The 25,256-nt window shown below is 67.1% G+C and carries 25 protein-coding genes and 1 riboswitch; of the genes, 14 read left to right on the top strand and 11 right to left on the bottom strand.

Annotation, left to right across the window (positions count from 1 at the left end; all coding sequences use genetic code 11):
• Window positions 1-138 precede the first annotated feature (138 nt).
• Window positions 139-246: riboswitch (SAM-I-IV-variant riboswitch) on the top strand.
• A gap of 38 nt (window positions 247-284) precedes the next feature.
• The 6 genes from AUL32_RS19910 (at window position 285) to AUL32_RS19885 (ending at window position 4,369) form a co-directional block, all read left to right on the top strand.
• Window positions 285-1,196 carry a homoserine O-succinyltransferase gene (locus AUL32_RS19910; protein WP_062118966.1) on the top strand — a complete coding sequence of 304 codons (912 nt, stop codon included), beginning with the start codon at window positions 285-287 and terminating at the stop codon, window positions 1,194-1,196.
• A gap of 234 nt (window positions 1,197-1,430) precedes the next feature.
• Window positions 1,431-1,997: a YceI family protein gene (locus tag AUL32_RS19905; protein WP_374700969.1), complete on the top strand. Its 567-nt coding sequence runs from the start codon at window positions 1,431-1,433 to the stop codon at window positions 1,995-1,997.
• Window positions 1,998-2,119: 122 nt separating this feature from the next.
• Complete coding sequence (locus tag AUL32_RS19900) at window positions 2,120-2,512, top strand: COG4315 family predicted lipoprotein (RefSeq protein WP_062119471.1); 393 nt, start codon at window positions 2,120-2,122, stop codon at window positions 2,510-2,512.
• 6 nt (window positions 2,513-2,518) lie between these two features.
• The gene (locus AUL32_RS19895; RefSeq protein ID WP_062118963.1) at window positions 2,519-3,025 is read left to right on the top strand and encodes a sigma-70 family RNA polymerase sigma factor; all 507 of its coding nucleotides are present in this window, start codon (window positions 2,519-2,521) and stop codon (window positions 3,023-3,025) included.
• Between the two features lie 5 nt (window positions 3,026-3,030).
• Window positions 3,031-3,792 carry an anti-sigma factor family protein gene (locus AUL32_RS19890; RefSeq protein WP_156421549.1) on the top strand — a complete coding sequence of 254 codons (762 nt, stop codon included), beginning with the start codon at window positions 3,031-3,033 and terminating at the stop codon, window positions 3,790-3,792.
• 13 nt (window positions 3,793-3,805) lie between these two features.
• On the top strand, window positions 3,806-4,369 hold the full coding sequence (locus tag AUL32_RS19885; protein ID WP_062118957.1) for a cytochrome b: 564 nt from the start codon (window positions 3,806-3,808) through the stop codon (window positions 4,367-4,369).
• Between the two features lie 120 nt (window positions 4,370-4,489).
• Here AUL32_RS19885 and AUL32_RS19880 read toward each other — a convergent pair whose 3' ends face one another.
• A complete protein-coding gene (locus AUL32_RS19880) occupies window positions 4,490-4,939 on the bottom strand; it encodes an NUDIX hydrolase (protein ID WP_062118954.1) in 450 nt (149 codons plus the stop codon).
• 420 nt (window positions 4,940-5,359) lie between these two features.
• On the opposite strand from AUL32_RS19880, the gene AUL32_RS25695 reads away from it, so the two are divergent.
• The 4 genes from AUL32_RS25695 to AUL32_RS19860 all read left to right on the top strand — a co-directional run bounded on the left by AUL32_RS25695 (window position 5,360) and on the right by AUL32_RS19860 (window position 8,900).
• Entirely contained in the window at window positions 5,360-6,319 is a 960-nt protein-coding gene (locus AUL32_RS25695) for a hypothetical protein (protein ID WP_062118951.1), read from the top strand.
• Between the two features lie 168 nt (window positions 6,320-6,487).
• The gene (locus AUL32_RS19870; protein WP_062118948.1) at window positions 6,488-7,183 is read left to right on the top strand and encodes an EAL domain-containing protein; all 696 of its coding nucleotides are present in this window, start codon (window positions 6,488-6,490) and stop codon (window positions 7,181-7,183) included.
• Window positions 7,184-7,546: 363 nt separating this feature from the next.
• Complete coding sequence (locus tag AUL32_RS19865) at window positions 7,547-8,014, top strand: Rrf2 family transcriptional regulator (RefSeq protein WP_062118945.1); 468 nt, start codon at window positions 7,547-7,549, stop codon at window positions 8,012-8,014.
• Window positions 8,004-8,900 (top strand): NAD(P)/FAD-dependent oxidoreductase, encoded by an 897-nt coding sequence (locus AUL32_RS19860; protein WP_062118942.1) that lies wholly within the window; start codon window positions 8,004-8,006, stop codon window positions 8,898-8,900. The genes AUL32_RS19865 and AUL32_RS19860 overlap by 11 nt, the downstream gene beginning before the upstream one ends.
• Window positions 8,901-9,114: 214 nt before the next feature.
• Here AUL32_RS19860 and AUL32_RS19855 read toward each other — a convergent pair whose 3' ends face one another.
• Window positions 9,115-9,615: an Lrp/AsnC family transcriptional regulator gene (locus tag AUL32_RS19855; protein ID WP_062118939.1), complete on the bottom strand. Its 501-nt coding sequence runs from the start codon at window positions 9,613-9,615 to the stop codon at window positions 9,115-9,117.
• A gap of 99 nt (window positions 9,616-9,714) precedes the next feature.
• On the opposite strand from AUL32_RS19855, the gene AUL32_RS19850 reads away from it, so the two are divergent.
• Window positions 9,715-10,122: a DUF2000 domain-containing protein gene (locus AUL32_RS19850; RefSeq protein WP_062118937.1), complete on the top strand. Its 408-nt coding sequence runs from the start codon at window positions 9,715-9,717 to the stop codon at window positions 10,120-10,122.
• 72 nt (window positions 10,123-10,194) lie between these two features.
• Here the strand turns inward: AUL32_RS19850 and AUL32_RS19845 are convergent, their stop codons facing one another.
• Window positions 10,195-11,091 carry a LysR family transcriptional regulator gene (locus tag AUL32_RS19845; protein ID WP_062118934.1) on the bottom strand — a complete coding sequence of 299 codons (897 nt, stop codon included), beginning with the start codon at window positions 11,089-11,091 and terminating at the stop codon, window positions 10,195-10,197.
• A 102-nt stretch (window positions 11,092-11,193) separates the two neighbouring features.
• On the opposite strand from AUL32_RS19845, the gene AUL32_RS19840 reads away from it, so the two are divergent.
• Window positions 11,194-12,063, top strand: a complete 870-nt coding sequence (locus AUL32_RS19840; protein WP_062118930.1) for an SDR family oxidoreductase — start codon at window positions 11,194-11,196, stop codon at window positions 12,061-12,063.
• Between the two features lie 207 nt (window positions 12,064-12,270).
• On the opposite strand, the gene AUL32_RS19835 is transcribed toward AUL32_RS19840, so the two are convergent.
• From AUL32_RS19835 to AUL32_RS19815, 5 genes are read right to left on the bottom strand one after another with little or no spacing between them, the layout of a single operon-like run.
• Window positions 12,271-14,277 (bottom strand): CocE/NonD family hydrolase, encoded by a 2,007-nt coding sequence (locus AUL32_RS19835; protein WP_062118927.1) that lies wholly within the window; start codon window positions 14,275-14,277, stop codon window positions 12,271-12,273.
• Between the two features lie 54 nt (window positions 14,278-14,331).
• Entirely contained in the window at window positions 14,332-15,942 is a 1,611-nt protein-coding gene (locus AUL32_RS19830; RefSeq protein WP_062118924.1) for an ABC transporter ATP-binding protein, read from the bottom strand.
• Entirely contained in the window at window positions 15,939-16,754 is an 816-nt protein-coding gene (locus AUL32_RS19825) for an ABC transporter permease (protein WP_187301352.1), read from the bottom strand. The genes AUL32_RS19830 and AUL32_RS19825 overlap by 4 nt, the downstream gene beginning before the upstream one ends.
• Window positions 16,755-16,759: 5 nt before the next feature.
• Window positions 16,760-17,707, bottom strand: a complete 948-nt coding sequence (locus AUL32_RS19820) for an ABC transporter permease (protein ID WP_062118922.1) — start codon at window positions 17,705-17,707, stop codon at window positions 16,760-16,762.
• Window positions 17,707-19,272, bottom strand: coding sequence for an ABC transporter substrate-binding protein (locus AUL32_RS19815; protein WP_062118919.1), 1,566 nt, complete (start codon window positions 19,270-19,272; stop codon window positions 17,707-17,709). The genes AUL32_RS19820 and AUL32_RS19815 overlap by 1 nt, the downstream gene beginning before the upstream one ends.
• A 171-nt stretch (window positions 19,273-19,443) precedes the next feature.
• On the opposite strand from AUL32_RS19815, the gene AUL32_RS19810 reads away from it, so the two are divergent.
• Window positions 19,444-19,692 carry a CBU_0592 family membrane protein gene (locus AUL32_RS19810; RefSeq protein ID WP_061978054.1) on the top strand — a complete coding sequence of 83 codons (249 nt, stop codon included), beginning with the start codon at window positions 19,444-19,446 and terminating at the stop codon, window positions 19,690-19,692.
• Between the two features lie 53 nt (window positions 19,693-19,745).
• On the opposite strand, the gene AUL32_RS19805 is transcribed toward AUL32_RS19810, so the two are convergent.
• Window positions 19,746-20,633, bottom strand: a complete 888-nt coding sequence (locus AUL32_RS19805; protein WP_061978055.1) for a LysR family transcriptional regulator — start codon at window positions 20,631-20,633, stop codon at window positions 19,746-19,748.
• Between the two features lie 137 nt (window positions 20,634-20,770).
• On the opposite strand from AUL32_RS19805, the gene AUL32_RS19800 reads away from it, so the two are divergent.
• A complete protein-coding gene (locus AUL32_RS19800; RefSeq protein WP_062118916.1) occupies window positions 20,771-22,168 on the top strand; it encodes a GntP family permease in 1,398 nt (465 codons plus the stop codon).
• 330 nt (window positions 22,169-22,498) lie between these two features.
• On the opposite strand, the gene AUL32_RS19795 is transcribed toward AUL32_RS19800, so the two are convergent.
• A complete protein-coding gene (locus AUL32_RS19795; RefSeq protein ID WP_082659875.1) occupies window positions 22,499-23,308 on the bottom strand; it encodes a CpsD/CapB family tyrosine-protein kinase in 810 nt (269 codons plus the stop codon).
• 49 nt (window positions 23,309-23,357) lie between these two features.
• Entirely contained in the window at window positions 23,358-24,911 is a 1,554-nt protein-coding gene (locus AUL32_RS19790) for a GumC family protein (protein WP_062118909.1), read from the bottom strand.
• Between the last annotated feature and the right edge of the window lie 345 nt (window positions 24,912-25,256).

Raw genomic sequence — 25,256 nt, 5'->3', positions numbered from 1 at the left:
GATCTCGGTTCGACGGGGGAGTTGGGAGGCCGGCATCCTCGTGACGCAAAGCCGCCATCCGACGCAGACGTGGTGAAGCGGCCGTACGGTCTCCCCGATAGCGGACATTGCCGGGCCCGGAATTCCGCGATAAGCATCGCTCCGCATCAAGAGTTGGGGCGACGCCCGACGCCAACCTGCCGATCCGGGCAAGGTGGCACTCCCGCAAGGGAGGATGTGGCCGATCCGGCAATCCCACGGACCTCAGCCACTCCAGTCGTCCCCCGAAGAGAGGACGACGACGCGTGCCGATCAAGATTCCCGACCATCTTCCTGCCCGCCGGACTTTGGAGGCGGAAGGCGTCGCGGTGATGGGCGAGGCCCACGCGGTGCGGCAGGACATCCGCCCCTTGCGGATCGGTCTCCTCAATCTCATGCCCGACAAGATCGGCACGGAAACGCAGATCGCCCGGCTCCTGGGCGCGACGCCGCTGCAGATCGAACTGACGCTGGTTCGCATCAGCGACCACGTCGCGCGCCACACCTCGGCGGACCACCTGTCGGCCTTCTACAAACCTTGGAGCGAGGCGCGGGCCGAGCGCTTCGACGGCTTCGTGATCACTGGGGCGCCGGTGGAGCACCTGCCGTTCGGCGAGGTGCGGTATTGGCCCGAGCTGCGCCAGATCCTCGACTGGACGCAGACCCATGTCCACGCGACGCTGACCATCTGCTGGGCGGCACAGGCGGCGCTGCAGCATCTCCACGGCATTCCCAAGCACCCGCTCGCCGCCAAGGCCTTCGGCGTGTTCGCGCAAACCAACCTCGCGCCCGCCTCGCCCTGGCTGCGCGGCTTTCCCGATCGGTTCGACGTGCCCGTCTCGCGCTGGACCGAGGTGCGGGAGGCGGATTTTCCGACGGATGGCGGCCTGGTCACCCTGGCCCGCGCTCGTGAGACGGGCCCCTGCCTCGTCAGCGATCCCCGCCACCGGATGCTGCACATGTTCAACCATCTCGAATACGAGACCGACACGCTTGCCAAGGAGTACCATCGGGACGGCGCGGGCCCTTTGCCGGTGGGCTACTTTCCGGATGACGATCCCGCTGGCGCGCCCGAGAACCGCTGGCGGGGCCACGCGCATCTTCTGTTCGGGAATTGGATCAACGAGATCTATCAGACGACGCCGTTCGACATCGGCCTCGTCGGTGCGTCGTCCTGATTTCCCACAGGACATAAGACTTGTCGGTTTCGCCTGGCGACCGGTGAGGGCAGTCACGGACATCACCACGCGGCAGGATCAAGTCGTCGATGGGATCGAACTCGTCCGGCGTCAGCCTCCCGGCTCGCGAAGCGGCAGGGTGCGTCAGGGGCGCACGCGGCGGGATGATTTCCGCCTCGCCGGTGTTGTCCCCGATGCCGGTCGAATGAACGACCGCCGACACGGGAGTTGTCCATGATGCGCACCCTATCGCGCTTTTCGCTGATCGTTCTGGCAACGTTCGCTTCGTCCGGTGCCGGGGCGGCCGTTGCCGACGGCGGGAGCTACCGGATCGCGCCCACGTCCTCCATCGGCTTTCATGTCGGCCAGGTCGGAGGCGGCGGGATCGATGGCACCATCAAGGAGGTCTCGGGGCAGTTCCGGCTCGATCCGTCCGATCCCGCCCGCGCCAGCGTCTCGATCGACCTGAAGGCCGCCAGTGTCGCCACGGGACAACCGCGCATCGATGCGTTCCTGCAGTCCGAGGCCGTGTTCGACGCCGACGCGCATCCCGACATCACTTTCCGCTCGACCCGCGTGGTTCAGACCGGGGCACGGACGGCCCGTATCGAGGGGACCCTGACTGCCCACGGCGTCAGCCGGCCTGAGACGTTTCAGGCCGAGCTGACGAACCAGGAGAAGGGCCGCTTCGTCTTCCATGTCGTGGGCGACATCTATCGCACGCCCTATGGCATGGGGGTGGGAACGCCGATCTACTCGAATGTCGTGAACTTCGACATGCGGCTCGAAGGCCAGCGCTGACATTTTCGGAATTTTTCGAAAAAAAGCGGGGAAGAGAGGGATGAAAGCGACGCGCGCGGTGTTCTCAGCCGCTGTGGGTTTCCACTCGGAACGCCCCCCCTCGACCAACCAGGAGGATGACCATGCTTTCCCGTTCGCTACTCGTCGCAGGCCTGATGACACTGGCTGCCGGGCCGCTCGCCCATGCCGAGGACTATGCCGGCGGCGCGGTGAAGGAAATGAAGTCCGAGAAGGGCGAGATTCTGACCGACGCCAAGTCGATGACGCTCTATACGTTCGACAAGGATTCGGGCGGCGTGTCGGCCTGTTACGACGACTGCGCCCGCAAATGGCCGCCGTTTCTAGCGTCCAGCGACGCGAAGCCGGACGGTGAGCTGACGCTGATCGAGCGCAAGGACGGCACCCGGCAATGGGCGCACGAGGGCGAGCCGCTCTATCTCTGGATGAACGACAAGAAGCCGGGCGACATGACCGGCGACGGCGTCGGCGGCGTCTGGCACGTCGCCAAGGACTGATCCGACATGGCAGACCCCCTGGACGAGATCGCGGATGCGGTTCCCGCGCTCCGGCGTTATGCCCGCGCCTTGACGCACGACCGCAGCCAAGCCGACGATCTCGTTCAGGACTGCCTGGAGCGAGCGGTGCGCAAGATCGACCTCTGGAAACCCGGCGGGTCGATCCGCGCATGGCTCTTTCGCATTCTCCTCAACATCTTCCGCAACGATCTGCGCGGTCGCCGGCGTCGCCCGGCGACCGTGTCGTTCGACGCCCTGACGCAGGAACTCTCTACCCCGGAGACGCAGTTCGGCCGCCTGGCGCTCGCCGAGCTGGCGCGGGCGATCGAGGCCTTGCCCGCCGACCAGCGCGAGGCCCTGCTTCTCGTGACGGTGGAAGGATTTCCCTATGCCGAGGCGGGGGCGATCCTCGATATCCCGATCGGAACCTTGATGTCTCGCCTCGGCCGGGCGCGCGCGGCGATCCGACAGGCCACCCAGGAAGACGGGCCGAAGCTGAGAGCGGTGAAATGACCAGGGTGAACAGTCCCATCACGTCCGACGACCTCCAGGCCCTCGTCGATGGCGAACTCGACGCCGAACGGAGCCGAGCCGTCGAGGCCTATCTGGCCGAGACGCCGGAGGCCGCCGGGATCGTTTCCGACTGGCGCCGACAGGCCGACATGCTGAAGGCGCTCTATGGCGGGCCATCGCGCGAGGAAACGCCCGCGCGCCTCGATCCGTACCGCCTTGCGCGCCAACGCCGCAGCGTCGCCCCGACCTGGCGCAATGTCGCCGCGGCCGTCGGGTTTCTCTGCCTCGGCACGGGTCTCGGCTGGGGCGCGGCCAGCGCCCTGTCCCCGCGCGAACCGGCCTTGAACGCGATGGTGACCATGGCGGTGGAGGCGCACCATCTCTATTCCGACGATCGGGTGCGCCCGGTCGAGCTTGACGCCAGCCAGAGCCCTGTTCTGCAGAAATGGCTGTCGCGCCGTCTCGATCGGACCATCAACCTGCCGGACCTTCGAAGCTTCGAACTGCAGTTCGTGGGCGGACGCCTCCTGCCGAACGGCGACGGCCCCGCCGCGCAGCTCATGTACGAAGACGCCACGGGCCGCCGCGTCACGCTCTATGTCGCGCCCAATGCGGGCGAGGAAGAGACCTCGTTTCTCCATACCAATCTCGACCGGCTGGAAGCGGTCTTCTGGAACGACGAGACCATTCGCTGCGCCGTGGTCGGGGATCTCCCGCTTCAGCGCCTCCAGACCATCGCCAAGGCGGCCTATCGGCAGTTGATCTGAGGAGGGGAGCGAGATGCAATTCGAGCGATCGAACACCTATGGGCCGATGGCGATCGTCCTTCATTGGTCGGTGGCCCTCCTGTTCCTGATCCAGATTCCGCTCGGCTTCGCCATGACGATGCTCGACCGAAAGCCGGCGCTCCAGTTCGCCTTGTTCCAGTGGCACAAGTCGTTGGGCTTCCTGATGCTGGCGCTGGCGTCGGTCCGCCTCGTCTGGTCGCTGGCGCATCGGGCCCATGAGGCGCCCGAGGGCGTGACGCGTCTCGAATGGCGGGCGGCGCGCACCGTCCAGTTCGCCCTTCTAGTCGCGACGCTCCTCATCCCGCTGACGGGCTGGGCGGTGGCCTCGTCCTCGCCATTGCGCATTCCCAGCTACGTCTTCGATCTGTTCGTGGTTCCCGGCCTGCCCATCGCGGTGTCGGATGCGGCGGAGGCCTTCTGGTCCGCGTTGCACGGCTGGTTGGCCTATGGCACGGGCTTCCTGATCCTGCTGCATGGCGGAGCGGCGCTGTTCCATCATCTCTATCGAAGAGACGCCGTCCTGCGGACCATGCTGCCTTTCCTGGCCGATCGCTGAACCCGCCGAGTGTTCGGAATGCGTCCGCCGAGCGCGATAGTTTACAGTTCGAGACGGGAGTCGATGCCGTGACGGGAGCCGTCGCGGCCGAGGCCGGACTGCTTGGCGTCGCCGAGGGGGCTATCTCAGAAGCAACGCTTTCAGCCCCGACGGAAATAGTTGCGGCCCGCCCGGCATGTCCAGGGTGTCGAGCGCAAACCATCGCGCGTAACAGGGGGTGCCATCGTTTTCCGTGAACTGGATGCGCGTTTCGTTTGCGAAAAGACCGTCAGGAAAAGTCACGTTGAAAATTGCCAGGATCTCATGTCCGGCATGACCCTGGTGGACGAAGATGTTTTCCACGAAGACCGGCGGGCCACCGACCTTCACTGCGATCCCGAGTTCTTCCTGGAACTCGCGAATGACGGCCGCCTCGGTCGTCTCGCCGAACTCCACCTTGCCGCCGAGCGGGCGCACGCCCGTGACGCGCCCGGCATCATCCAAGACCTCGGCGGCGAGGAGCTTACCGTCACGCCAGTGTAGGCCCAAAGCCTTCAAACGGATGTTCGGTGTCGGACGCCACATGACCATAGGCCAAGCCTGAGCTGCGATGACAGCTTGGACAACAGAGGTCCGCCTACGGGAAAGCATTCCGACGATGGAAACGGTCGGAAGCGTGAAAGCGATCCGTTCGGTTTCGGTGGGAAAGCCGGACGTTCACTCCGCTGGTCGGCGTGTGGCGAACGTCGCCTCCACGCGCCGATGTAGATGCTCAACGGCCTTCTCCAGAGTGAATTCCCGCGTCAACTCTCGGTTAAAGTTGAAGCGGGGCAATCATGGCTTTTATAACCTGAGGCTATTGCAATGCACGCGAACAAGTCTGCTGCACGCTGTAACTTTTTCGAAAGCATATATCTCTTATCATTTTAAAGCACTGAAACTTATGGTTCTTTTGGCCGTCTCTTCTGCGCAGGTTCACTGCGATCGCCAATCAGGCCAGGGAGACGTTTCATGAATAGCCTTCAGATTTTCGCTTCCACCATGCTTTTGGGTTGTGCCGTCACGATCGCGGGACCCTCCGCCGTTTACGCTCAGTCGCTCGGTGGCGGCCTTGGGGGAGGGGTCGGTGCCTCGGTCGGAGGTGCCGGTGGCGTTTCTGCCGGCCTTGGCGGCGGGCTCGGCAATGGCGGGCTCGGCGGCGGCATCGGAGCGTCCGTCGGCGGCGCGAACGGCGTGGGTGCCGGGCTTGGCGGATCGCTGGGCGGCGGGTCGGGCGTCAACGCCGGAGGGGGTGCGTCCGTCGGCGGCTCCAATGGCGTCGGCGCAGGCGTCGGTGCCTCGATTGGCGGGTCAAGCGGCGGGTCGGGTGGCGTCAATGCCGGCGCAGGCGCTTCGATCGGCGGCAGCAGCGGCGCCAATGCCGGCCTCGGTGCGTCGGTGGGTGGTTCCAACGGCGTCAGTGCCGGGGCGGGTGCCTCGATCGGGGGCTCCAATGGCGTCGGCGCGGGCCTCGGCGCTTCGCTCGGCGGGGGCCAGGGCGTCAATGCCGGGGCCGGTGCATCGGTCGGCGGCTCCAACGGCATCGGGGTCGGCTTGGGCGCCTCGCTCGGCGGATCGCGCGGCAATGGGATTGGCGGGTCGCGCCCGGGCACCGGAGGCTCGCTTCCCGGCCGCGCCGACGGGCCTTCGAGCGGCTTTCAACCCGGCAATCCCGGCGTTCCCGTGATCGGCGCGCGGCCGAACGGCCCGGGCGTCGCGACCACCGCTCCCGGCATGGTGGGCCGTCCGCGCGGAGTGATCCCGATCACGCCCGGGATGAACCGCCGGGTCGCGACGGTGGCCACCGCCTTCAACCAGATGAGCCGCAGCGATCGGCGTCAGATGCAGCGGCAGTGCGGCAGCATCCTGGCGGACCCCAATGCCAACGACTGGGGCCTCGTGCAACTCTGCAAGATCCTGCGCGGCTCCTGAACAGACGAGCGGGTGCCGATCCATCGGGATCGGCACCCGCCCATTTCGGCCGATCGGGCCGCCAATCGCAACGCCCGCTGCCCCCGCCATCCGAGCCCTCCCATCCTGTGGAGTGAAATGATGCAGTGCCTGGTCCAGGCTTCCGCCCCGCGAGAGGCTCCCAATGCGATGCAGCGCCTCAAGCGCGGGCGCATCCGGCAGATCATCGCCTATCATGCGTATCGCACGACCTATCAACCGCTCCTGCGCCTGTCCGACGACCGGATCGAGGGCCGCGAATGCCTGACGCGCTTCGAGCTCGAACCCTATCGCTCGCCGGACCAATGGTTTCAGGATGCGAGCGAGGTCGGCCTGGGCCTCGACCTCGAATTCGAAACCATGGCGGCGGGGCTGAAGGGGCTCGCTGCCATGCCGCCCTGCGACTACCTCGCCCTCAACATCTCGCCCGAGGCGCTTCGTGATCCTCGGCTTTGCGCGCTTCTGGCCATGGTGGACCTGAGTCGGATCGTCCTGGAGCTGACCGAGCACGCGCCGGTCTGCGACTACGGTCCGATCCTGCGGATTCTTGCGCCGCTGCGCAGCCGGGGCCTGCGCGTCGCAGTCGACGATGTCGGCGCCGGCTACGCCAATCTGCGGCATATCCTGTGCCTGAAGCCCGACATGATCAAACTCGACATCAGCCTCACCCGCGACATCCAGCATTGCCCGGCCCAGATCGCGCTTCTCGCCGGCCTCGTTCCCTTCGGAAAGGCGATCGGCGCCCGCATCGTGGCCGAAGGCGTCGAGACCGTGCCGCAACTGCGCCAACTGCGCGGCCTCGGCGTGGACGTGGCACAAGGCTATCTCCTCGGCCGCCCCATTTGACAGCATGTGCTTTGCACAGGAGGTGCAGCGTGGAGCTCAGGCTGCCTTTCGTGCGCTCGATGGTTCGAGGGGACGGAATTGACCCGGTGATCCATTCCACCGGAGAACGGAGAACATCCCCCTTCGAGACGGCTGGCCATACAGGCCAGATTAATGCTTCCGCCTGTCGTGACCTAGACGGTGGGACGGCGGACCTTGGTATGGTCGTCGATCCTGATGGGCGTGAGGGAGAGGCGCGTCCGAACGAAGACATGTGGTCAAGTCCGGCGCGCGGGCTCGCCCGAACCTCATAAGGCATCGCGCGGTCCGCACAGGACCGGCCGCATCTTGACAGTTTGCGCTAAACGCAACAAATGATGTTGCATGAAACGAGACAGCCGACTGTCGGGCGTCCTGCACGTCCTCCTTCACATGGCCGAGACCGATGGTCCGGTCACGTCCGAGCATCTTTCCAAGGCGATGCAGACGAATCCCGTCGTCATCCGCCGGATCATGGCGGGCCTTCGCGACCAGGGCCTCGTGCGCTCCGGCAAGGGGCACGGCGGCGGCTGGACCATTGCCAAAGATCTGGCGACCGTGACGCTGCGCGATGTCTACGACGCCCTCGGCTCGCCCGGCATCTTCGCTATGGGCAACCGGACCGAGGCGCCGGGCTGCCTCGTGGAGGAGGCCGTCAACGCGGCCCTCGACGACACGTTCACGCGCGCCGAAGCGCTGCTTCTGGAGCGGTTCGGCGAGGTGACGCTCGGCATGCTCCATGCCGATTTTCATGCGCGGTTGAAGCGCCGAGCCAGCCATTGCGAATTCAAGGACGAACCTCATGCGGCATGACGCGATCATCATCGGTGGCAGCTTCGCCGGCCTGTCCGCCGCCACCTACATCGCCCGCGCCCGCCGTCGCGTGGCGGTGATCGACGCGAGAGCGCCGCGCAACCGCTTTGCGGCGCATTCCCATGGCTTCCTCGCGCAGGACGGATCGGAGCCGCGAGCCATTCTCGCCCCGGCGCGCGCGCAGCTTGCCGCCTATGCCGAGGTCTCGCTGGTCGAGGCGACCGCCATCGACGCCAGTCCGATCGAGGGCGGCTTCGCGGTGACGCTCGGTGACGGACGGGTCCTGGAGGCGTCGAAGCTGGTGCTCGCCTTCGGCGTCGCCGACACATTGCCGACGCTTCCGGGCCTCGCCGAGCGCTGGGGGCGCACGGTGCTCCATTGTCCCTATTGCCACGGCTACGAGTTCGCCGGGCGGCGTCTCGGCGTTCTCCAAACCGCCTCCCATTCGGCCCATCAAGCGATGCTCATTTCGGAATGGGGCCCGACCACCCTCTTTCTCGACGGCGGGGACATGCCGGACCCGGACACGCGCGACGCGCTGGCAGGGCGCGGCGTTGCGATCGAAACGCGCTCCGTGGCCCGGCTCCTTGGCGAAGTCGATGCACCGCTCGACATCGTCTTCGAGGACGGCGGGCATGACTCGGTCGCAGCGCTCTTCATCGCCGCCCCCTGGCGGCTGAGCAGCGACCTTGCCGATCGGCTGGGCTGCGCCGTCGAGAACGGGCCGCTTGGGCCTGTCATTCGGACGGACGAAATGAAGATGACGAGTGTCCCCGGCGTCTACGCCGCAGGCGACATCGCGCGCGCTCCGCATTCGGTGACCTGGGCCGCAAGCGACGGGGTCACCGCCGGCGTCGCCGTCCACCGTTCGCTGGCGTTCGGGTAGGCGCGAGGCGCTTGGTGCGTTGAGCGGCCACGATCGTTGACGAAGCGAGCGGCCGCTCGCGCGATTGCTCCGGCTGGTGCGACCTGCGTCAGTCGACGACCGCTATGCCTGGATATCCCGGTTCGGACTATCGACCACGCCCACATGAACATCGAGATAGTCGCCGCGCACAGGCTTGCCTGCGCGCCGAGACGCATGCTGACGGTCCATCGGTTCATTCGCTCGCGATCGGGCTCGGGCCGCGTTCGAGATAGGTCGAAAGGGCGATGTAGCTTCTCGTTCCCTTGAAGCCTTCGATGGAATGGATGCGCTCCAGCAGGTCTTCCAGCGCCTGCGTGTCCCGCGTCCTGACCTTCAGAAGCATGGCGCTTTCGCCTGTCACCGTGTGGATCTCCTCGACCTCCGGCAGTTCCTTCAGGGCGAGGAGATGACGGGTCACCGCCCAGCTCGTCGTGTCGACATGCACGAAGGTCAGGAGCGGGCGTCCGAGCTTGGCCCCGTCGAGCACGGCCACGTTCGCCTTGATGACACCTTCCTGCCGCAGGCGCTTCACGCGCTCGTGGACGGCGGGCGCCGAGAGGTGGAGACGCTTTCCGAGATCGGCGTAGCTGCGGGAGGAGTCCTCCGCCAGAAGGCCTAACAGCGTTCGGTCCCTGTCATCCAGGCGAGCGGGCGGCGCGTGCCTTTGCCGAACGGGGTTCGGTTCTTCGCTCAACGCTGCGATCCTTCTTGGCGATGAATGATGTTCGGCATTATCCAATTCCGATCATATCCAATGCGGCATCATCGCCGTATGGGTGCCTCGAGGTAAAGCATGTTCGACACGAAGGCCGTCATCCTGGTTCTGGACGATCTGGCGATCTGGCAGAAGCTCAACGTCACCGCGTTTCTGGCGACCGGCCTCGCTTCGGCAGCGCCGGAAGCCATGGGGGAACCGTACGAGGACGCTTCGGGGCGAGTGTTCGCCCGTCTTCTCGGGCAGCCGGTGCTGGTCTTCGCGGCGACGCCGGAGGATCTTCGCCGCGCCCACCACATCTCAGGCGAGAAGGGGCTTCTAACGGCCGCCTATGTCCGCGCTATGTTCTCGACCGGCCATGACGCGGCGAACCGCGAGGCGTTCAAGGCGGAGCCCGCCGACGCGCCCGATCTGGTCGGCATCGCTATCCGCGGCCCAAAGAAAGATGTCGACAAGGCGACCAAGCGCGCGAAGCTGCATCCATGACGGATCACGTGACGGCCCTCCTTCAGCTGATCCCGCCTTCGTCGCCTCGATTACGCCCGGCAACGGCGGAGGTCAGGCCTCGACATAATTGGCCAACTCGTCGGGCGTCCCTTTCGGAAACGCGTCCTTCAAATGGTCGAGAAAGGCCGAGACGCGGGCGCTGAGAAGCCGCCGGCTGGGGTAGAGCGTCCAAAGGGCGATTTCCGGCCCATCCACGTCGCCCCATAGAGCCAGCCGCCCCGAGGTGAGATCATGGCTGACGAGGGAGATCGGCAGCCGCGCGACGCCGACCCCCATGCGGGCCGCGTCGCGCACCATGACGAGCGACGACAGGCTGAGCATGGGATCGACGAGGATGCTCGTTTCGCCCTCCTTCGTCGTCATCCGCCAGGTTTCCGGCGGGCGGGTGGCCGCGCCCCGAACCACGGCGGGAAAGGGCGATCCCGCCCCTTGCGCCCGCAGGGTCGGGCTCGCCACGACCACAAGCCGGTCGCGCAGGAAGATGCGCCCGACGAGACTATCGTCCGGCTCCGGGTTCACCCGGATCACGAGGTCGAAGGCTTCCTCCACCATGTCCACGGCGCGATCCTCCGTCGTGACCTCCAGCCGCACCTCGGGATGCTTCAGTGCGAACCCGGCGGCGAGCTTGCCCATGGCGGTTTGCGAAAAGAGCAGCGGCGCGCTGATGCGCAGCCGCCCGCGCGGCCGATGCCCGCCCGAGGCGATGGCGGACGCGGTCTCCTGAAGGTCGGTCAAAAGCACGGCCGTCCGCTCGAACAGGGCTCTCCCTTCCTCCGTCAGCTTCAGCGCGCGCCCGCCGCGCTCGAACAGACGTAGGTCCAGGCTGGCTTCGAGTTCGGACACCCGGCGAGAAAGCGTCGCCTTCGGGCGCCCCGTCGCGCGCGCGGCCCGGCCGAACCCTTCGTGCCGAGCGACGAGGTTGAAATCGGCAAGCGCGAGAAGGTCCATCTGTTCCACCAGCGAGACGGCGTGTCCAAAAGCGGCGTCTATCGGGATCTTATTGGATCACCGATCTTGCATCTGTCGTCAAATGCAAACCGGAGCTTTCCCATGACCATCCTCGTTACCGGCGCCACGGGCACCGTCGGCCGCAACGTCGTCGAGCAACTCGTCTCGCGAGGGGCCGATGTTCGCGCCCTCGTCCGCGATCCCGCCAGGGCCAATCTCCCTTCCAGCGTCGATCTCGTGCAGGGCGACCTTCTGGATGTCGATGCGATCCGGCGCGCGCTGCGGGGCGTCTCGACGCTGTTTCTCCTCAACGCCGTCGTGCCGGAGGAATTCACGCAGGCGCTGACCACCCTCAACCTCGCCCGGGACGCGGGGGTCGAGCGGCTCGTCTATCTCTCCGTGATCCATAGCGACGTCTATGTGAACGTGCCGCATTTCGCCGGCAAGTTCGGCGTCGAACGCATGATCGAAGAGGCAGGATTCGGCGCGACCATCCTGCGCCCGGCCTATTTCATGAACAACGATCTCACGATCAAGGACGTGGTGACGGGCCATGGCGTCTACCCCATGCCCATCGGCGCCAAGGGCCTCGCCATGGTCGACGCGCGTGACATCGGCGAGATCGCGGCAGTCGAGTTGATCCGCCGCGAGCGGTCGGCGCAGGCGCTGCCGCCCGAACGCATCAACGTTGTCGGGCCCGACACGCTCACTGGGCCAGATGTCGCCGGAATTTGGACCGAGCTGCTGGGCCGCCCGATCGCCTACGGCGGCGACGATGCCGCCGGGTTCGAGCAGAACCTGCGGCAGTTCATGCCGGGCTGGATGGCCTATGACATGCGCCTGATGGCGGAGCGCTTCGTGACCGACGGCATGGTGCCTCAAGGCGGCGACGTCGATCGCCTGACCGCGCTTCTCGGGCGTCCGCTGCGCACGTATCGCGACTTCGCGGCCGAAATCACGGCCACGGCCTGAGTGCTACCGTCCCGGTAAAACCAAGCCAGGCTTGCTGCCTTTCCGCGCCGATCGGTGAATCTGCCGATCGGCGCGCCGTTACGCACGGGACTTGGATGGGGGCCCCATCCACCTTTTCTCGACCAGCCCGGAACCGGAATCTAAGGAAACCCGGTCAAGAAGAGGGAGGCCCGCAAGGGAGCCGATGCCGATCGGCGGCGCGGAGCCCTACAGATGATCCCGGTGGATACGCTCGTCCCAGTCGCGCCGGTGGACTTCCTGCCCGTTCTCGAAGGCCACATGCTGCCCGGTGAGATGGAAGGTCTCGCGGTCGGATGTGAGTTCGCAACGAGTTTCGGTTCGCGTGCGCCAGCCTTCGCGGCCCATCTCGTAGCTCTGGGTCAGCACGTAGCGCGCCGAGAGCGGGTCGTCGTCGCGAATGGTCAGCTCGCGCCGCAGCGTGTGCGAGAGCTCGGTGCCGATCTCGTCGAACCGCAGCACGCCTTCGCCGAACAGGCCGCCGACGCCCTCGGTGACATAGAGCCTCTCGCCGGTGACGTGATCCTGCGTCGACCAGCGACGCACCGAGCCGGCGTCGAGCTGGGTGGTCGGCGTCGCCGATCCGCGCTCGGGCGGGGGGAAGGCGGGCGAAACATCGTCGTCCCGCTCGCGCCGGGGCAGCTCCAGCCGGCTGGCGCCCGTGTCCACGGTCAGCGTCGCGGCATAGGGCGCCGGCCAGACCAGCGGCCAATAGGCCGTGGCGACGGCGAGGCGGATGCGGTTGCCGGCGGCGAAGCGGTGGCCGCAATCGTTCAGCGTGATGCGGACATCCACCCATTCGCCGGGCGTCAGCGCCTCGGGCGCCTCGTGCCCGTCGCGATGGGCAAGGTTCAGTACCTGATAGGAAACGCGCACCGCTTCGCCGCCCGGCAGCACCTCGGACAGGCGCACGGCGATCTGCGCCTGCTGCGCGTCGGCCTTGAGGCGCAGGTGGAGAACCGGCGCGCCGAGAACCGGTAGGTCCTCGTTGAGCGGCGCCGTCTCGAACAGGAGCGCGCCGCCATCGTCCAGCCGCTGGTCCACCGGCATTTCGCCGACGCAGCCCGTGCCCATCCATTCGCCGCCGGCGCGGCCATGGCTCTGCGGCGAGCGGATGGAGCGCTCGCCCGCGATGGAGGTGCCGTCGAGGCGCAGCGAGCCGTCCGGCGCAAGGCCGAGGGCGAGCGGGCGGATCTGGGGCGAGGGGAGGGCGGGCTCGCCGACCCAGCGGCCCGGCGTCTCCCCGCGCGTGCCGTCCGGGGGGTAGGAGTCCGAGAGCCAGGCGCGCAGCATCGGCTCCTGCATGATGCCGCGATCCTGGCCTTTCAGCCAATGGTCCCACCAGCGCACGGCCTCCTGCAGGAAGCCGATGGCGGGGCCGGGCACGCCGTCCTGCGGATAGATATGGCCCCAGGGGCCGATGATGCCGAGGCGCGGTACATGGAGTTTTTCGAGAAGGCGCGGCACGGCATTGGTGTAGCTGTCGGCCCAGCCGCCGATGGCGAGCACCGGGCACTCGATGGCCGACCAGTCTTCCTGCACCGAGCCATGCTTCCAATAGTCGTCGTATCGCTGGTGGCGCATCCAGAGCGCGGGAAAGAAGGGCAGATGGTCGAGCCGCTTCAGCCAGCTTTCGCGCCAGGACGGGCCGACGATCTCGGGATCAAGCGGGCGCGACTGGTAGGCGAGCATGATCGCCCCCCACCAGAGATTGTCGTTGAGGAGGCACCCGCCCATGTAGTGGATGTCGTCGCGAAACCGGTCGTCGGTGGAATAGGCGGTGATGATGGCTTTGAGCGCCGGCGGACGGCGCGCGGCGACCTGCAACCCGTTGAAGCCGCCCCAGCTCTTGCCCATCATGCCGACCGCGCCCGAGCACCAGGGCTGCTCGGCGATCCAGGCGATCACCTCCAGCGCGTCGTCCTGCTCCTGGCGGAGATATTCGTCTTCCATCAGCCCGTCGGATTCGCCGGTGCCGCGCATATCGACGCGCAGCGCGGCATAGCCATGCTCGGCGAAATAGCCATGCATGGGCTCGTCGCGCCCGCGCGTGCCGTCGCGCTTGCGATAGGGAATGTATTCCAGAATGGCCGGCACGGGCGCGGCCTCGGCCCCTTCAGGCAGCCAGAGGCGCGCGCCGAGGCGCGTTCCGTCGATAAGCGGAATCCAGAGATGCTCGATGGTTTGAACGGCCATGCTGGGACCTTGCGACCAGGAATGCGGTAGGGAATGTTGGGGGATCGGGGCGGATCAGCCCGCAGTGGCGGCGCGGCGTGCCGTCAGTTCGTCGAGCCAGTCTGTCCGCAGTTCGGGGATGGAGGCGACGAGCCGTCCCGTATAGCGCTCGAAGGGCGGCTCGAAGATCGCCGCCGTGGGGCCGGTCTCCACCACCTTGCCGAGCTGCATGACCATGGTCCGGTCCGCCAGACGGCGCACCACGCCGAGATCGTGGGTGATGAAGAGATAGGCGACCTTGAGCTCGTCCTGCAGCGCGCGCAGGAGGCGCAGCATCTCTTCGGCCACCAGCGGATCGAGCGCCGAGGTGACCTCGTCGCAGATGATGAGGTCCGGCTTGGCGGCGAGCGCGCGGGCAAGGCACACGCGCTGCTTCTGGCCGCCCGACAGGGCGGAGGGCAGCCGGTCGGCGAACTCCACTGGGAGGCCGATCTGGCCGAGCAGCCGCTCGACCTCCGCCGCCAGCGCCTTGCCTTTCAGGCCGAAATAAAAGCGCGCCGGGCGGCCGATGATCTCGCCGACGGTCTGGCGCGGATTGAGCGCGACGTCGGGCAGCTGATAGACGAGCTGGATGCGGCGAAGCTGGTCCTTGCTGCGCTTGCGATAGTTCGGCGCCAGCGGCTCGCCGGCAAAGCGCACTTCGCCCTGCGAGGGCGTCAGGAGGCCGGTGATGACGCGCGCCAGGGTGGACTTGCCGGAGCCGGATTCACCGACCACCGCCAGCGTCTCGCCCCGCGCGAGTCGGCAGGACACGTCCCCGAGCACGGTCGTCTTGCCATAGCCCGCCGTCACGCCGGTGACTTCGAGCAGCGGCTCGCCCGCCTGGTGCTGTGCGCCGGTGCCGGCCAGCGCCGCGCCGCGCTCGGCGACGAGGCGGCGCGTGTAGTCGGCCGTCGGCGCTGAGATCAGCCGCGCGGTCTCGCCGGTTTCCACCAGCTTGCCGTGGCGCAGAACCATGAGCCGGTCGGCCACCTGCGCCACCACGGCGAGATCGTGCGTGATGTAGAGCCCGGCCGTCCGGTAGCGCGCGATCAGGCGCTTCAAGAGCGCCAGAACTTCGATCTGCACGGTGACGTCGAGCGCCGTGGTCGGCTCGTCCAGCACGAGAATGTCCGGGCGGCAGGACATGGCCATGGCGATCATGGCGCGCTGCAACTGGCCGCCGGAAACCTGATGCGGATAGCGCTGGCCGAACGTCTCGGGCGAGGGGAGATCGAGCGCGCGAAACAGCTCCAGCATCCAGCTCTCCGCCTCGCGCCGGTCCATGATGCCATGGCGCAAGGGGCCTTCGATCACCTGCGCGCCGATGCGCATGGCGGGGTTGAACGCGTCGGCCGCGCTCTGCGCGACATAGGCGACGCGGGCGCCGCGCACGCTTTCGCGCACCGAGCGCCCGCCCGACATGAGGTCCTGGCCCCCGACCGTGATCTCGCCGCCGGTGATGCGGCAGCCGCCGCGACCGTAGCCGAGCGCGGCGAGGCCGATGGTCGACTTGCCGGCGCCGGACTCGCCGATCAGGCCAAGCACCTCGCCGCGCTCGAGCGCCAGGTCGATCCCGTCCACCAGCACCGCGCCGTTCGGCGCTTCGACGCGCAGGCCCTTGATCGCCAGAATCGTGTCGCTCATCGCCCTTCGCCCTGGATGCTGGTGCGGTTGGCCAGCAGCCAGTCCACCACGAGATTGACCCCGACCGTCAGAAGCGCGATGGCGCCGGCGGGAAAGAGCGGCGCATAGAGGCCGTAGAGAATGCCCTGCTGGTTGTCGCGCACCATGCCGCCCCAATCCGCGAAAGGCGGCTGCACGCCGAGGCCGAGGAACGAAAGGCCCGCAACGAAGAGGAAGGTGAAGCAGAAGCGCAGGCCGAACTCGGCCACGAGCGGCGCGAAGGCGTTGGGCAGGACCTCGCGGCGGATCAGCCACCAGAAGCCCTCGCCGCGCAGCCGCGCGCTCTCGGCATATTCCATCACCGCGATGCCCTCGGCCAGGACCCGCGACAGGCGGTAGACGCGCGTCGAGTCGAGAAGCGCGATGGTGACGATCAGCACGGGCAACGAGGAGCCCAGCGCCTGCAAGACGACCAGCGCCGAGATCAGCACCGGCACGCACATGACCGTATCGACGAGGCGCGAGAGAACCGTGTCGAACCAGCCGCCGACCAGCGCGGCCAGGAAGCCGAGCGGAATGCCGATCGAGAAGGACAGGAGCGAGGCCGCCAGCGACACGCCGATCGACATCTGCGCTCCGGCCAGGACGCGGGAAAGCATGTCCCGCCCGTTCTGGTCGAGCCCCAGCCAATAGTCGGCCGAGGGCGGGTCGAAGGGCATGCCGACGATCTGCTCCTCGCCATAGGGGGCAAGGATCGGGCCGAAGAGAAAGGCGAGGAGATTGGCGGCCAGGATGAACAGGCCGATCCACGCGGTGACGGGAATTTTCTTCATGGAACTCAGCGGGGATGGCGCAGGCGCGGGTTGAGCGCGATCGCGGCGATGTCGGCCACCATGTTGAGAAGCAGATAGACGGCGGCGAAGACCATGGCGGCGGCCTGGACGAGCGGGAAGTCGCGCTTCGACACGGCGTCCACCAGGAAGCGGCCGAGGCCGTTATAGTTGAACACCGCCTCCACCAGCACGACGCCGGTGATGAGATAGGCGACGTTGAAGGCCACCACGTTGGCGATCGGCGCGGCGGCGTTGGGCGTCGCGTGGCGCAGTACCACGCGGCGCGTCGGCAGGCCTTTGAGGAAAGCCGTCTCGATATAGGCCCGGTCCATCACGGCGAGTACCGCCGTGCGCGTCATGCGCATCATCTGCGCGACGGTCACGAGAAGCAGCGTCAGCATCGGCAGGGTCGTCGCCTCGATCCAGGCCGAGAAGCCCATGCCGGGATAGGTGTCGGCCAGACTCGGCAGCCAGTTGGTCTGCACCGAGAAGACCAGGATCAGGAGCAGGCCGAGGAAATATTCCGGCAGCGAGACGGCGGTCAGCGCCAGGACGTTGGCGGCCCGGTCGAACAAGCTCCCCCGGCGCACCGCCGTCAGGATGCCGAGCCCGACGGCGAGCGGCACGCCGATCGCGGCGGCATAGGCGGCGAGCGCCATCGTGGCCCAGAAGCGCGGCCAGAGCAGCGCCGAGACCGGCTGGCCGCTGGCCAGACTCTGGCCGAGATCGCCGGTCGCGAAGCCCTTCAGCCATTGGACGTAGCGAAGCGCCGCCGGAGCATCGAGCCCGAGTTCGGTTCGCAGCCGGGCGAGCGATTCCGGCGTCGCGTTCTGTCCCAGGATGGTGGAGGCGATGTCGCCGGGCAGGAGCTGCGTCCCGGCGAAGATCAGCACCGAGACCAGCCAGAGCGTGACGAGGCCGAGGCCCAGCCGCTTCAGTATCAGTTGGGTCATCAGGCGTCCAACCAGACCTTCTCGGCCAGACGCGCGCCCATGAAGTTGAACATGGGATGGGCCGTGACGCCCTTCACCTTGGTCGAGACCGCGTCGAGATAGTCGCCGAACATCGGGATGACGGCGCCACCATCGTTGGAGATCAGCTCCTGCAGATGGGCGTAGATCTCGCCGCGCTTGGTCTGGTCCAGCATGGCGCGGGCCTCGACGAGAAGCTTGTCGAACTCCTCGTTCTTCCAATGGGTGTCGTTCTGCGAGGAGGAGGATTGGTAGGCGATGGACAGCATCTGGTCCGCCGTCGGCCGTCCGCCCCAATAGGACATGCAGAAGGGCGCCTTCATCCAGACATTGTCCCAATAGCCGTCCGCCGGCTCGCGCTTGATGGAAAGGTCGATCCCCGCTCCGGCCGCAGCCGTGCGATAGACCGCCGCCGCGTCCACCGCGCCGGCAAAGGCGGCGTCGGAGGCCGAAAGGGTGACGGGCAGCGAATCCAGCCCGGCCTGCTTCAGATGATATTTCGCCTTGTCCGGGTCGTAGGCGCGCTGGGCCAGATCCTTAGCGAAGAACGGGTCGGTGGAAGGGATCGGATGGTCGTTGCCGATCCGGCCGTAGCCGCGCAGCGCGGTCTGCAGCAGTTGCTGGCGGTCGATGCCGTATTTCAGCGCGAGGCGGATGTTGTTGTCGGTGAAGGGCTTCTGCGTGCAGTCCATCAGGAAGGTGAAATGCTGCCCGCCGGCGGACTGGACGACCTGCAGGCGCGGGTTGCGCTTGAGAAGATCCACCGTCTTGAAGTCGACGCGGTTGATCGCGTGGACCTGGCCCGACATCATCGCGTTGGTGCGCGCCGAAATGTCGTTGATGACGATGACCTCGACCGCGTCGACATTGGCGCAGTTCGGCTTCCAGTAGCTCTCGTTGCGCTTGAAGCGCGAGCGAACGCCGGGATCGTAGGTCTCGAAGACGAAGGGGCCGGTGCCGACCGGCTTGGTCCAGTCGGTGAACCCGTCCGGCACGACCAAGAAGTGATAGTCCGACAGGACATAGGGAAGGTCGGCATTGCCTTCCTTCAGCGTGATCGCGATCTGCCGATCCGAAAGCTTCTTCACGTCCGCGATGCCGGCGGCCACGGCCCGCGCGGCGGAGGATGTGTCGCCGCGATGCAAGTTGATAGAATAGATGACGTCCTCGACGGTCAGGGACTTGCCGTCGTGGAAGGTCACGCCCTGCCGCAGGTCGAAGACCCATTCCGTGGCGCCGGGCTTGGCCTCCCAGCGCTCCAGGAGTTCGGGAACGGCCTTGTTGTCCTTGTCGATCTCGACCAGCCCGTTCATCAGCATGAAGGCCTGGTTCACCGGAACCCAGTCGGTCAGCTTGCGCGGGTCCAGCGTGTCGGAGGTCGAGCCGCCGCCGATGCCGAGCTTCAGGACGCCGCCCTTACGAGGCGTCGCCTCCTGCGCCCGCGCGCCGGGCAGGCCGGCGGGCAGAAGCAGCCCGGCGCCGAGGGCGGCGGTGGAGGCCAGGAACGCGCGGCGATCGAGAGTGGAGGTGAAGGGGGAACGGGCCATGGGTGATTCCTGCCGGGCGAGCGACTGCGGGCTGAGACGTGCAAACAGTTAAAGCAATGTCCAAAAAGAGGGCAATGCTTTCTATGCATATCCCCATGCCAAATCGTCGGCTCCCGGCCTTCCCCGAATCCGCTTATGGGGCTCGCCTCAGCATCCAGGAAAGCTCTTCTCATGACCGTCGCAGATCTCATCGGCTTGACTGGTGTGGCGGCCTATCTCACAGCCTATGCGCTCCTGCAGCTGCGCACGCTGGCGGTCGACGATCCGCGCTATCTCGGGCTCAACGCCTTTGGTGGCGTGACGCTGCTCTACTCCTTGATTTTCAACTTCAATCTGGCAGCGTTCGTGACCCAGACCCTGTGGCTCGCCTTCACCGCCATCGGCTACTTTCGCGGCCGCCGCCTGCGCTCTCTGGCCTGAGGCCGAGAGCGGGCGGGAAGTCCTACCGGCGCGTCACAAGCGCTGCGTGTAGCTCAATTCTCGGTGGCGTTGGAGGCGATCAGCCAGTCCTCCAACTCGCGCACGATCCGTCTCGTGTGGCGATGCGCCGAGCGAATGACGTAGAAGCCGCCGTCCGTCCGAAACCGATAGGAATGGGCGGGAACGAGGCGCCCCTCCGCGATCTGCTGCCCGATGATCCAGGTCCAGCCGAGCGCGATGCCGATGCCCTCGGCGGCCGCTTCCACCGCGAGCCGATAGTCGCCGAGGCGCCAGTGGCGCGTGTCGTCTGGCATGGCGAGACCGGCCCCGGCGCACCAGTCGGTCCAGCCCATCCACTCGCGGCGCGGGTCCTCGATCGAGAGAAGCGTCGGCGGGCGCCACTCGTCCAGCGGCAACCCGCCGGGGAGGGTGACCGGGACGATCTCCTCCTCGCCGAGTTTCACGGCATGGACGCCGCTCGGGCGGTGGCGCCGGTAAAAGATGGCGAGGTCGAACTCGTCGAGGCGCAGATGGTCGAAATCGTCGGTGACGCGCAGGCGCAGCTCCAGCTCCGGGATCTCTGCACTCATCCGTTTTAGCCGGGGCATGAGCCAGAGATCGCCGATGCCGCGCGAGCAAGCGAGCGTCACCTGGCGCGGCCCGCTCCAGGCCCGCACGCTGTCGGTGACGCCGGCCATCTCGTTGAGAAGCCGGACGATTTCCACCGCGTAGGTTTCGCCCGACGAGGTGAGGTGGACGCCGGACGGCGTGCGCACGAATAGGCTGGTGCCGACGAAGGCCTCGAGCTTGGCGATCTGCCGGCTCACCGCGCTCTGCGTGAGGGCCAGTTCGCGCCCGGCCCGCGAGAAGCTCCCGACACGCACAACGGCTTCGAAGACGACAAGCGCGTCGAGGGGAGGGAGGCGGCGGCCGAGAATCATGACGGGTCTGTCGCAAATCGCGGGTTGGCGCGCAACGATCCCTCTTTCCCACCGTGCCGGGCTGAGGTCCCTTCGCTTGACCGCGAACTGGCTCTATACGCTCGCTCGTCGAGCCCTCAACCCATCGCAGGCACGCCATGACCTCTGTCGATATCCAGCTTCTCGCAACGGCCGCCGGCGGGGTGCTGCTGCTGGTCGTTCTCATCGTCTCGCGCAGTCGGCTGCATCCGCTTCTGGCGCTCCTCATCACCTCGCTCGGCGTCGGGCTCGCTGCGGGAATGCCGAGTGAGACGGTCCTGAAATCCATCGAATCGGGCGCGGGCCATACGCTGGGCGCCGTCGGACTCGTGGTCGCGCTCGGCGCCATGCTCGGCAAGATCCTGGCCGATGCGGGTGTCACCGAGAGCATTTCCGAGCTGATCCTGCGCAAGACCTCCGTCCGCCTCTTGCCCTGGGCGATGGCCGGCGCGGCGTTCGTGATCGGCATTCCCATGTTCTTCGAAGTGGGGCTCGTGGTTCTGCTGCCGCTGATCTTCGGCGTCGCGCGCAAGCTCGACGCCGCGTCCAGCATCAAAGGTTCGGCCTATGTCTATGTGGGAGTGCCGGTGATCGCCGCGCTCGCCGCCATGCACGGCATGGTGCCCCCGCATCCCGGCCCGCTGACGGCGATCGCGGCGCTGAATGCCAATGTCGGCGCGACCATGCTCTATGGTTTCATCGCTGCCATTCCCGCGATCGTCCTCGGCGGTCCGGTCTACGGCGCCCTCGTCACGCCGCGCATGAGCGTCACGCCCGACCAGAACCTTCTCGATCAGTTCGCAGCCAAGCGCGCGGGCGATGATTTCGGCGCGTCGCTGCCTCGGCCAAGCCTCGGCCTCGGTCTCCTCGCCACGCTTCTGCCCGCGCTCCTCATGCTGCTGAACGCGACGGCGGAGCTCGTCTTCGCCAAGGATTCGGCGATCGTCCATGCCACCGGCTTCATCGGTCACCCCGTGATCGCGATGCTTCTCGGCGTCTTGTTTGCATCCTTCGTGCTGGTCCTCATGCGGGGCGGCGCGTCCGAAGCCCTGCGCGGCGCCCTGTCGGCCAGCGTCAAGCCGATCGCCAACGTGCTTCTCATCATTGCCGGCGGCGGCGCCTTTCAGCGCGTTCTGACCGATGCCAAGGTCGGCGACGCGATCATGCACATGAGCCAGCAGCTCTCGCTTTCCCCGCTGGTTCTCGGCTGGATCATCTCCATGCTTTTGTCGGTCTCGACGGGCTCGGCAACGGTCGGCATCGTCGGCGCGTCCGGGCTTCTCGCCCCGCTGGCGGCCAGCGGCGTGGCGGTCAACGCGCCCTTGCTGGCCCTGTCGATCGGCTGCGGATCGCTGTTCTTCAACTACGCCAACCATGCCGGCTTCTGGCTGGTGAAGGAATCCTTCGGCATGAGCATGGGTGAAGCGACCGCGACGATCTCCACCATCCAGTCGATCGTCTCGCTGGTCGGGCTCGCGATGGTGCTTCTCATGAACCTTCTTCCGCCGCTCGCCTGACGCGGCGAAGCAAGGTGTCTTCGCCCGTCAGTTCCGGCCGAGGAACCTCCACAGCACGACGATGCCCGCCAGGGCCGAAACCCAGCTGAGGGCGATCCAGCCCAGCATTCGGTATCCCTTGGGAACGCGATACGAGCGGCGAGGGGAGACGCGCGGTCTGGCCTTTCTGGAGGAGAGCGGATCGGACGTGGCGCGTCTCCCATGGCGGTCCGGCCGTCCCGCCGGGGGACGGGCATCAAGGGTTGCGCCCATCTTATCGCCGGAACGTCCGGGGTCGAGAGGGAAATGGGCGCCCCGCTCAGCCTGCGGTGGGACTTTCTCGGCCCTGGCTCACCGCCCGCCGGGCTCGTGGCATTTGTTGAGAACGACCCCGAGGAGATGGCTTTCCTCAACTAGTTCGCGCTCGCAGGTGTCGATCTCGCTCAACGTGCTGACGCCCGCCGCCGCGACGAGCAGGATGCAGTCGAGATGAGGGAGGAAGGCGAGCAACTCGTCGCTGGTGCGCTGGGGCGGCAGGTCGATCAGCATGATGTCGGGTTCCAGCGTCCGCTCCAGCGTTTCCAGCGCGCTTCCCGTCTGCCGCCCGTGCAGGATCTCCGTCGTGAAGCTCTCTGTGCAGCCATTGAGGCCGAGCGCCAGATTGTCGGCATGGCGCAGGAACACGTCCTCGACCGCGCTTCTCCCCTGGAGAAAGCGCGCCATGCTCGGCGCCTGGCCGACGCCGAACAGATCGGCGAGGCTGGTCCGGCGGAGGTCGAGATCCAGAAGCGCGACCCGGCATTCCAGATGGTGGGCGAGGCTGAAGGCGAGATTGGCGCAGACCATCGTCTTGCCGCAGCCGGCGGTCGGGGAGGTGACGCCGACGCGCCGCCAGTTGTTCTCGCCCATGGTCTTGAGCATTCGGGTGCGCATGATGTCGAAGGCGACATGCGCGGGGTCGCGGCGCTCCAGCGTGACGATGCGCCGATCCGACAGGCGCGATGGTTCGAGCGGGATCGACCGCAGTGCTCGCCAGGCTTGCCGGACCTGCGCTTGGCCGATGTCGGTCCGATCGACGCTCCCTTCCTCGTCCATGCCAGGGGCGGGAAGGAGACCCCGGGGCCGTGCCTTCAGGAGATTGGTCCGGGGACTGTCCATCATATTCGCCTCGCAGGGCACCAGAGCAACGAGCGGAAAAGAGCGGTCTCGATCAGCCGTAACCCATGCGGAACAGGATGCGGCTGGACGCGGCGTCGAGGATCTCGCGATGCGCCTCGATGGCGTAGAGCGCGACCGGGAGAACGGCGAGCAGCACCATGAGCGAAAGGGCCATGCCGACGCGCCGGCTGAAGCGCTCCTGCCGGGTGCGGATGAACGGGATCACCGCAAAAGTCTCGATCTCCGTCGCCTGCGCCAGTTCCAGAGGGCGGCGGACGCTCCGGTTGGTCATTTCCAGAAGCACCAGCAGGCCGAGGGAGAGGCCCATCCCGGCCGCGAAGCTGCCGAAGGCGATCTTGAGCCGGTTGGGCCGGATCGGATCGTGAGGCTGGAGGGGGGGATCGACCAGTGCAAGCTTTTCGCCCTTGGCGCGCAGTTCGATCTGCTCCCCCGTGCTGGCGGCCGCCAGCCGGGCGACGGCGGAATCATACTCCGTCTGCGTGTTCCGGCTGCTGCGCTCGAGCGCGTTCAGGACCGAGGCGTTGCCCGGTGTGGCGACGATGGAGCGCGACAGCTCTTCGAGGGCGCTCGAAGTGGAGGCCCCTTCCTTGGCGATAAAGTCGAGCTGCCCATCGATATCGGCCAGTTGCAGCGCCGTCGAGGAGGGCGGCGCACGGCCCTTGTCCGGGCTTGGATTGCCGAGGCGCTGGGCGCGCACCGCAGCTTCCAGTGCTGCGATCTGGCTCTGGAGGGACCGGATGCCGGGGCTGGCTTCCGTGAACAGCGCGCGTTGCGCCAGAAGGGTTCGCCGGTACTGGTCCAGCAACTGCTCCTCGGGCGTCAGGGCCGCAGCGGGCCCGAGGCTGGGTTCGGCCATGTCGGCGAACTGCTGGAGGTTCGTGCGCCGGCTTCGCAGGGCCGCCGCTTCCCGTTCGAGCTGCAGGAGGCGCTCCTGCAGGGCGCCTTGCTCCTGGCGCCGGAAGTCCAGACTGTCGGGCAGCGCGTTCCGGTGCTCGTTCTTGAAGTTCAGGATGCGGCTTTCCTGGCCGCTCAGCACCGCGTCGAGCCGCTTCACCTCGCCCTGGAAGAAGGCCAGCGTGTCCACGGCCCGGTCGGTCCGGGTCCGGCTGTTCATGCGCAGGATGCGATCCACCAACTCCTCGACGACCTGGAAGGCGATCTCGGGGCGGGCGGCGTCGAACGAGACGGCGAAGCTGATGGCTTTGGAACCGGCCGCGCCATCCAGTGCGACCGGCTCGATCCCGGCGCGCGAGCGCATGTCGGCGACGATATCGAGCGCGGTCAGGTTGCCCCGATCGGGATAGATGTCGAAGCGATCGGCGAGGGCGAGGAGGCTCGGCCCGTTCAGAACTTGTTGCTGAATGATCTGCAACTGACCGGCCGTGTTGGGCGGGACGGTGGAGGGGGCGAGCGTTTCGGAAATCTGCGGCGGCTCCACCATCAGCGTCGCGGAGGAGCGGTAGGTGCGCGGCAGGAGATGGGCGATCGTGACGCCCAGCGCCGTGACGAGGCAGACGATGGCGACGATCATCGGCAGGCGCCGAAGCAGGATCGACAGGTAGAAACGAAGATCGAGATCGCCCATCGTCGCGTTCCAGCCTCGAACGCGGGGCCGCTCGCCCCGCTTGCCGCGGATCGGGAGGCCGGGCTCGCCGTGCGGCGCGTCCGGTCTGCCGTGAGAAGCGTAGTCGCGGCGCGGGGCGCTGTATATCGACCCGGCGGGTCATCAATAGGAGGTAGGGGCGGGGCGCGCCGCTCCCTCTTTTCGCGGGGGCGGCGACACGCCGGAGACGGGTCCCGGGCTGGCGCGGCGCCGTTTTGAGGCGATCGCGCGGGCGCGAGAAGAGGGTGGCCGCGAGGCTGGAGGGGAGGGGCAGCCTTCGCCGAAAGGCTGAGGCCGTCGCTGAAAGGTGGACCCCGCAGCCGTTTT

This window comes from Aureimonas sp. AU40 (genome assembly GCF_001463785.1).
In the GTDB taxonomy this organism is placed as follows: domain Bacteria; phylum Pseudomonadota; class Alphaproteobacteria; order Rhizobiales; family Rhizobiaceae; genus Aureimonas.
The sequence above is the reverse complement of the archived record's forward strand: the minus strand, read 5'-3'. Positions and strand labels throughout refer to the sequence as shown.

Bases quoted from the DNA above. Each gene is read 5' to 3' on its own strand.
- AUL32_RS19860 (WP_062118942.1), top strand. From the start codon at position 8,004: ATGCGGCATGACGCGATCATCATCGGTGGCAGCTTCGCCGGCCTGTCC.
- AUL32_RS19895 (WP_062118963.1), top strand. From the start codon at position 2,519: ATGGCAGACCCCCTGGACGAGATCGCGGATGCGGTTCCCGCGCTCCGG.
- AUL32_RS19870 (WP_062118948.1), top strand. From the start codon at position 6,488: ATGCAGCGCCTCAAGCGCGGGCGCATCCGGCAGATCATCGCCTATCAT.
- AUL32_RS19810 (WP_061978054.1), top strand. From the start codon at position 19,444: ATGACCGTCGCAGATCTCATCGGCTTGACTGGTGTGGCGGCCTATCTC.
- AUL32_RS19795 (WP_082659875.1), bottom strand. From the start codon at position 23,308: ATGATGGACAGTCCCCGGACCAATCTCCTGAAGGCACGGCCCCGGGGT.
- AUL32_RS19900 (WP_062119471.1), top strand. From the start codon at position 2,120: ATGCTTTCCCGTTCGCTACTCGTCGCAGGCCTGATGACACTGGCTGCC.
- AUL32_RS19840 (WP_062118930.1), top strand. From the start codon at position 11,194: ATGACCATCCTCGTTACCGGCGCCACGGGCACCGTCGGCCGCAACGTC.
- AUL32_RS19880 (WP_062118954.1), bottom strand. From the start codon at position 4,939: ATGGTCATGTGGCGTCCGACACCGAACATCCGTTTGAAGGCTTTGGGC.
- AUL32_RS19865 (WP_062118945.1), top strand. From the start codon at position 7,547: ATGAAACGAGACAGCCGACTGTCGGGCGTCCTGCACGTCCTCCTTCAC.
- AUL32_RS19800 (WP_062118916.1), top strand. From the start codon at position 20,771: ATGACCTCTGTCGATATCCAGCTTCTCGCAACGGCCGCCGGCGGGGTG.
- AUL32_RS25695 (WP_062118951.1), top strand. From the start codon at position 5,360: ATGAATAGCCTTCAGATTTTCGCTTCCACCATGCTTTTGGGTTGTGCC.
- AUL32_RS19835 (WP_062118927.1), bottom strand. From the start codon at position 14,277: ATGGCCGTTCAAACCATCGAGCATCTCTGGATTCCGCTTATCGACGGA.
- AUL32_RS19850 (WP_062118937.1), top strand. From the start codon at position 9,715: ATGTTCGACACGAAGGCCGTCATCCTGGTTCTGGACGATCTGGCGATC.
- AUL32_RS19885 (WP_062118957.1), top strand. From the start codon at position 3,806: ATGCAATTCGAGCGATCGAACACCTATGGGCCGATGGCGATCGTCCTT.
- AUL32_RS19820 (WP_062118922.1), bottom strand. From the start codon at position 17,707: ATGACCCAACTGATACTGAAGCGGCTGGGCCTCGGCCTCGTCACGCTC.
- AUL32_RS19830 (WP_062118924.1), bottom strand. From the start codon at position 15,942: ATGAGCGACACGATTCTGGCGATCAAGGGCCTGCGCGTCGAAGCGCCG.
- AUL32_RS19845 (WP_062118934.1), bottom strand. From the start codon at position 11,091: ATGGACCTTCTCGCGCTTGCCGATTTCAACCTCGTCGCTCGGCACGAA.
- AUL32_RS19905 (WP_374700969.1), top strand. From the start codon at position 1,431: ATGATGCGCACCCTATCGCGCTTTTCGCTGATCGTTCTGGCAACGTTC.
- AUL32_RS19815 (WP_062118919.1), bottom strand. From the start codon at position 19,272: ATGGCCCGTTCCCCCTTCACCTCCACTCTCGATCGCCGCGCGTTCCTG.
- AUL32_RS19790 (WP_062118909.1), bottom strand. From the start codon at position 24,911: ATGGGCGATCTCGATCTTCGTTTCTACCTGTCGATCCTGCTTCGGCGC.
- AUL32_RS19825 (WP_187301352.1), bottom strand. From the start codon at position 16,754: ATGAAGAAAATTCCCGTCACCGCGTGGATCGGCCTGTTCATCCTGGCC.
- AUL32_RS19805 (WP_061978055.1), bottom strand. From the start codon at position 20,633: ATGATTCTCGGCCGCCGCCTCCCTCCCCTCGACGCGCTTGTCGTCTTC.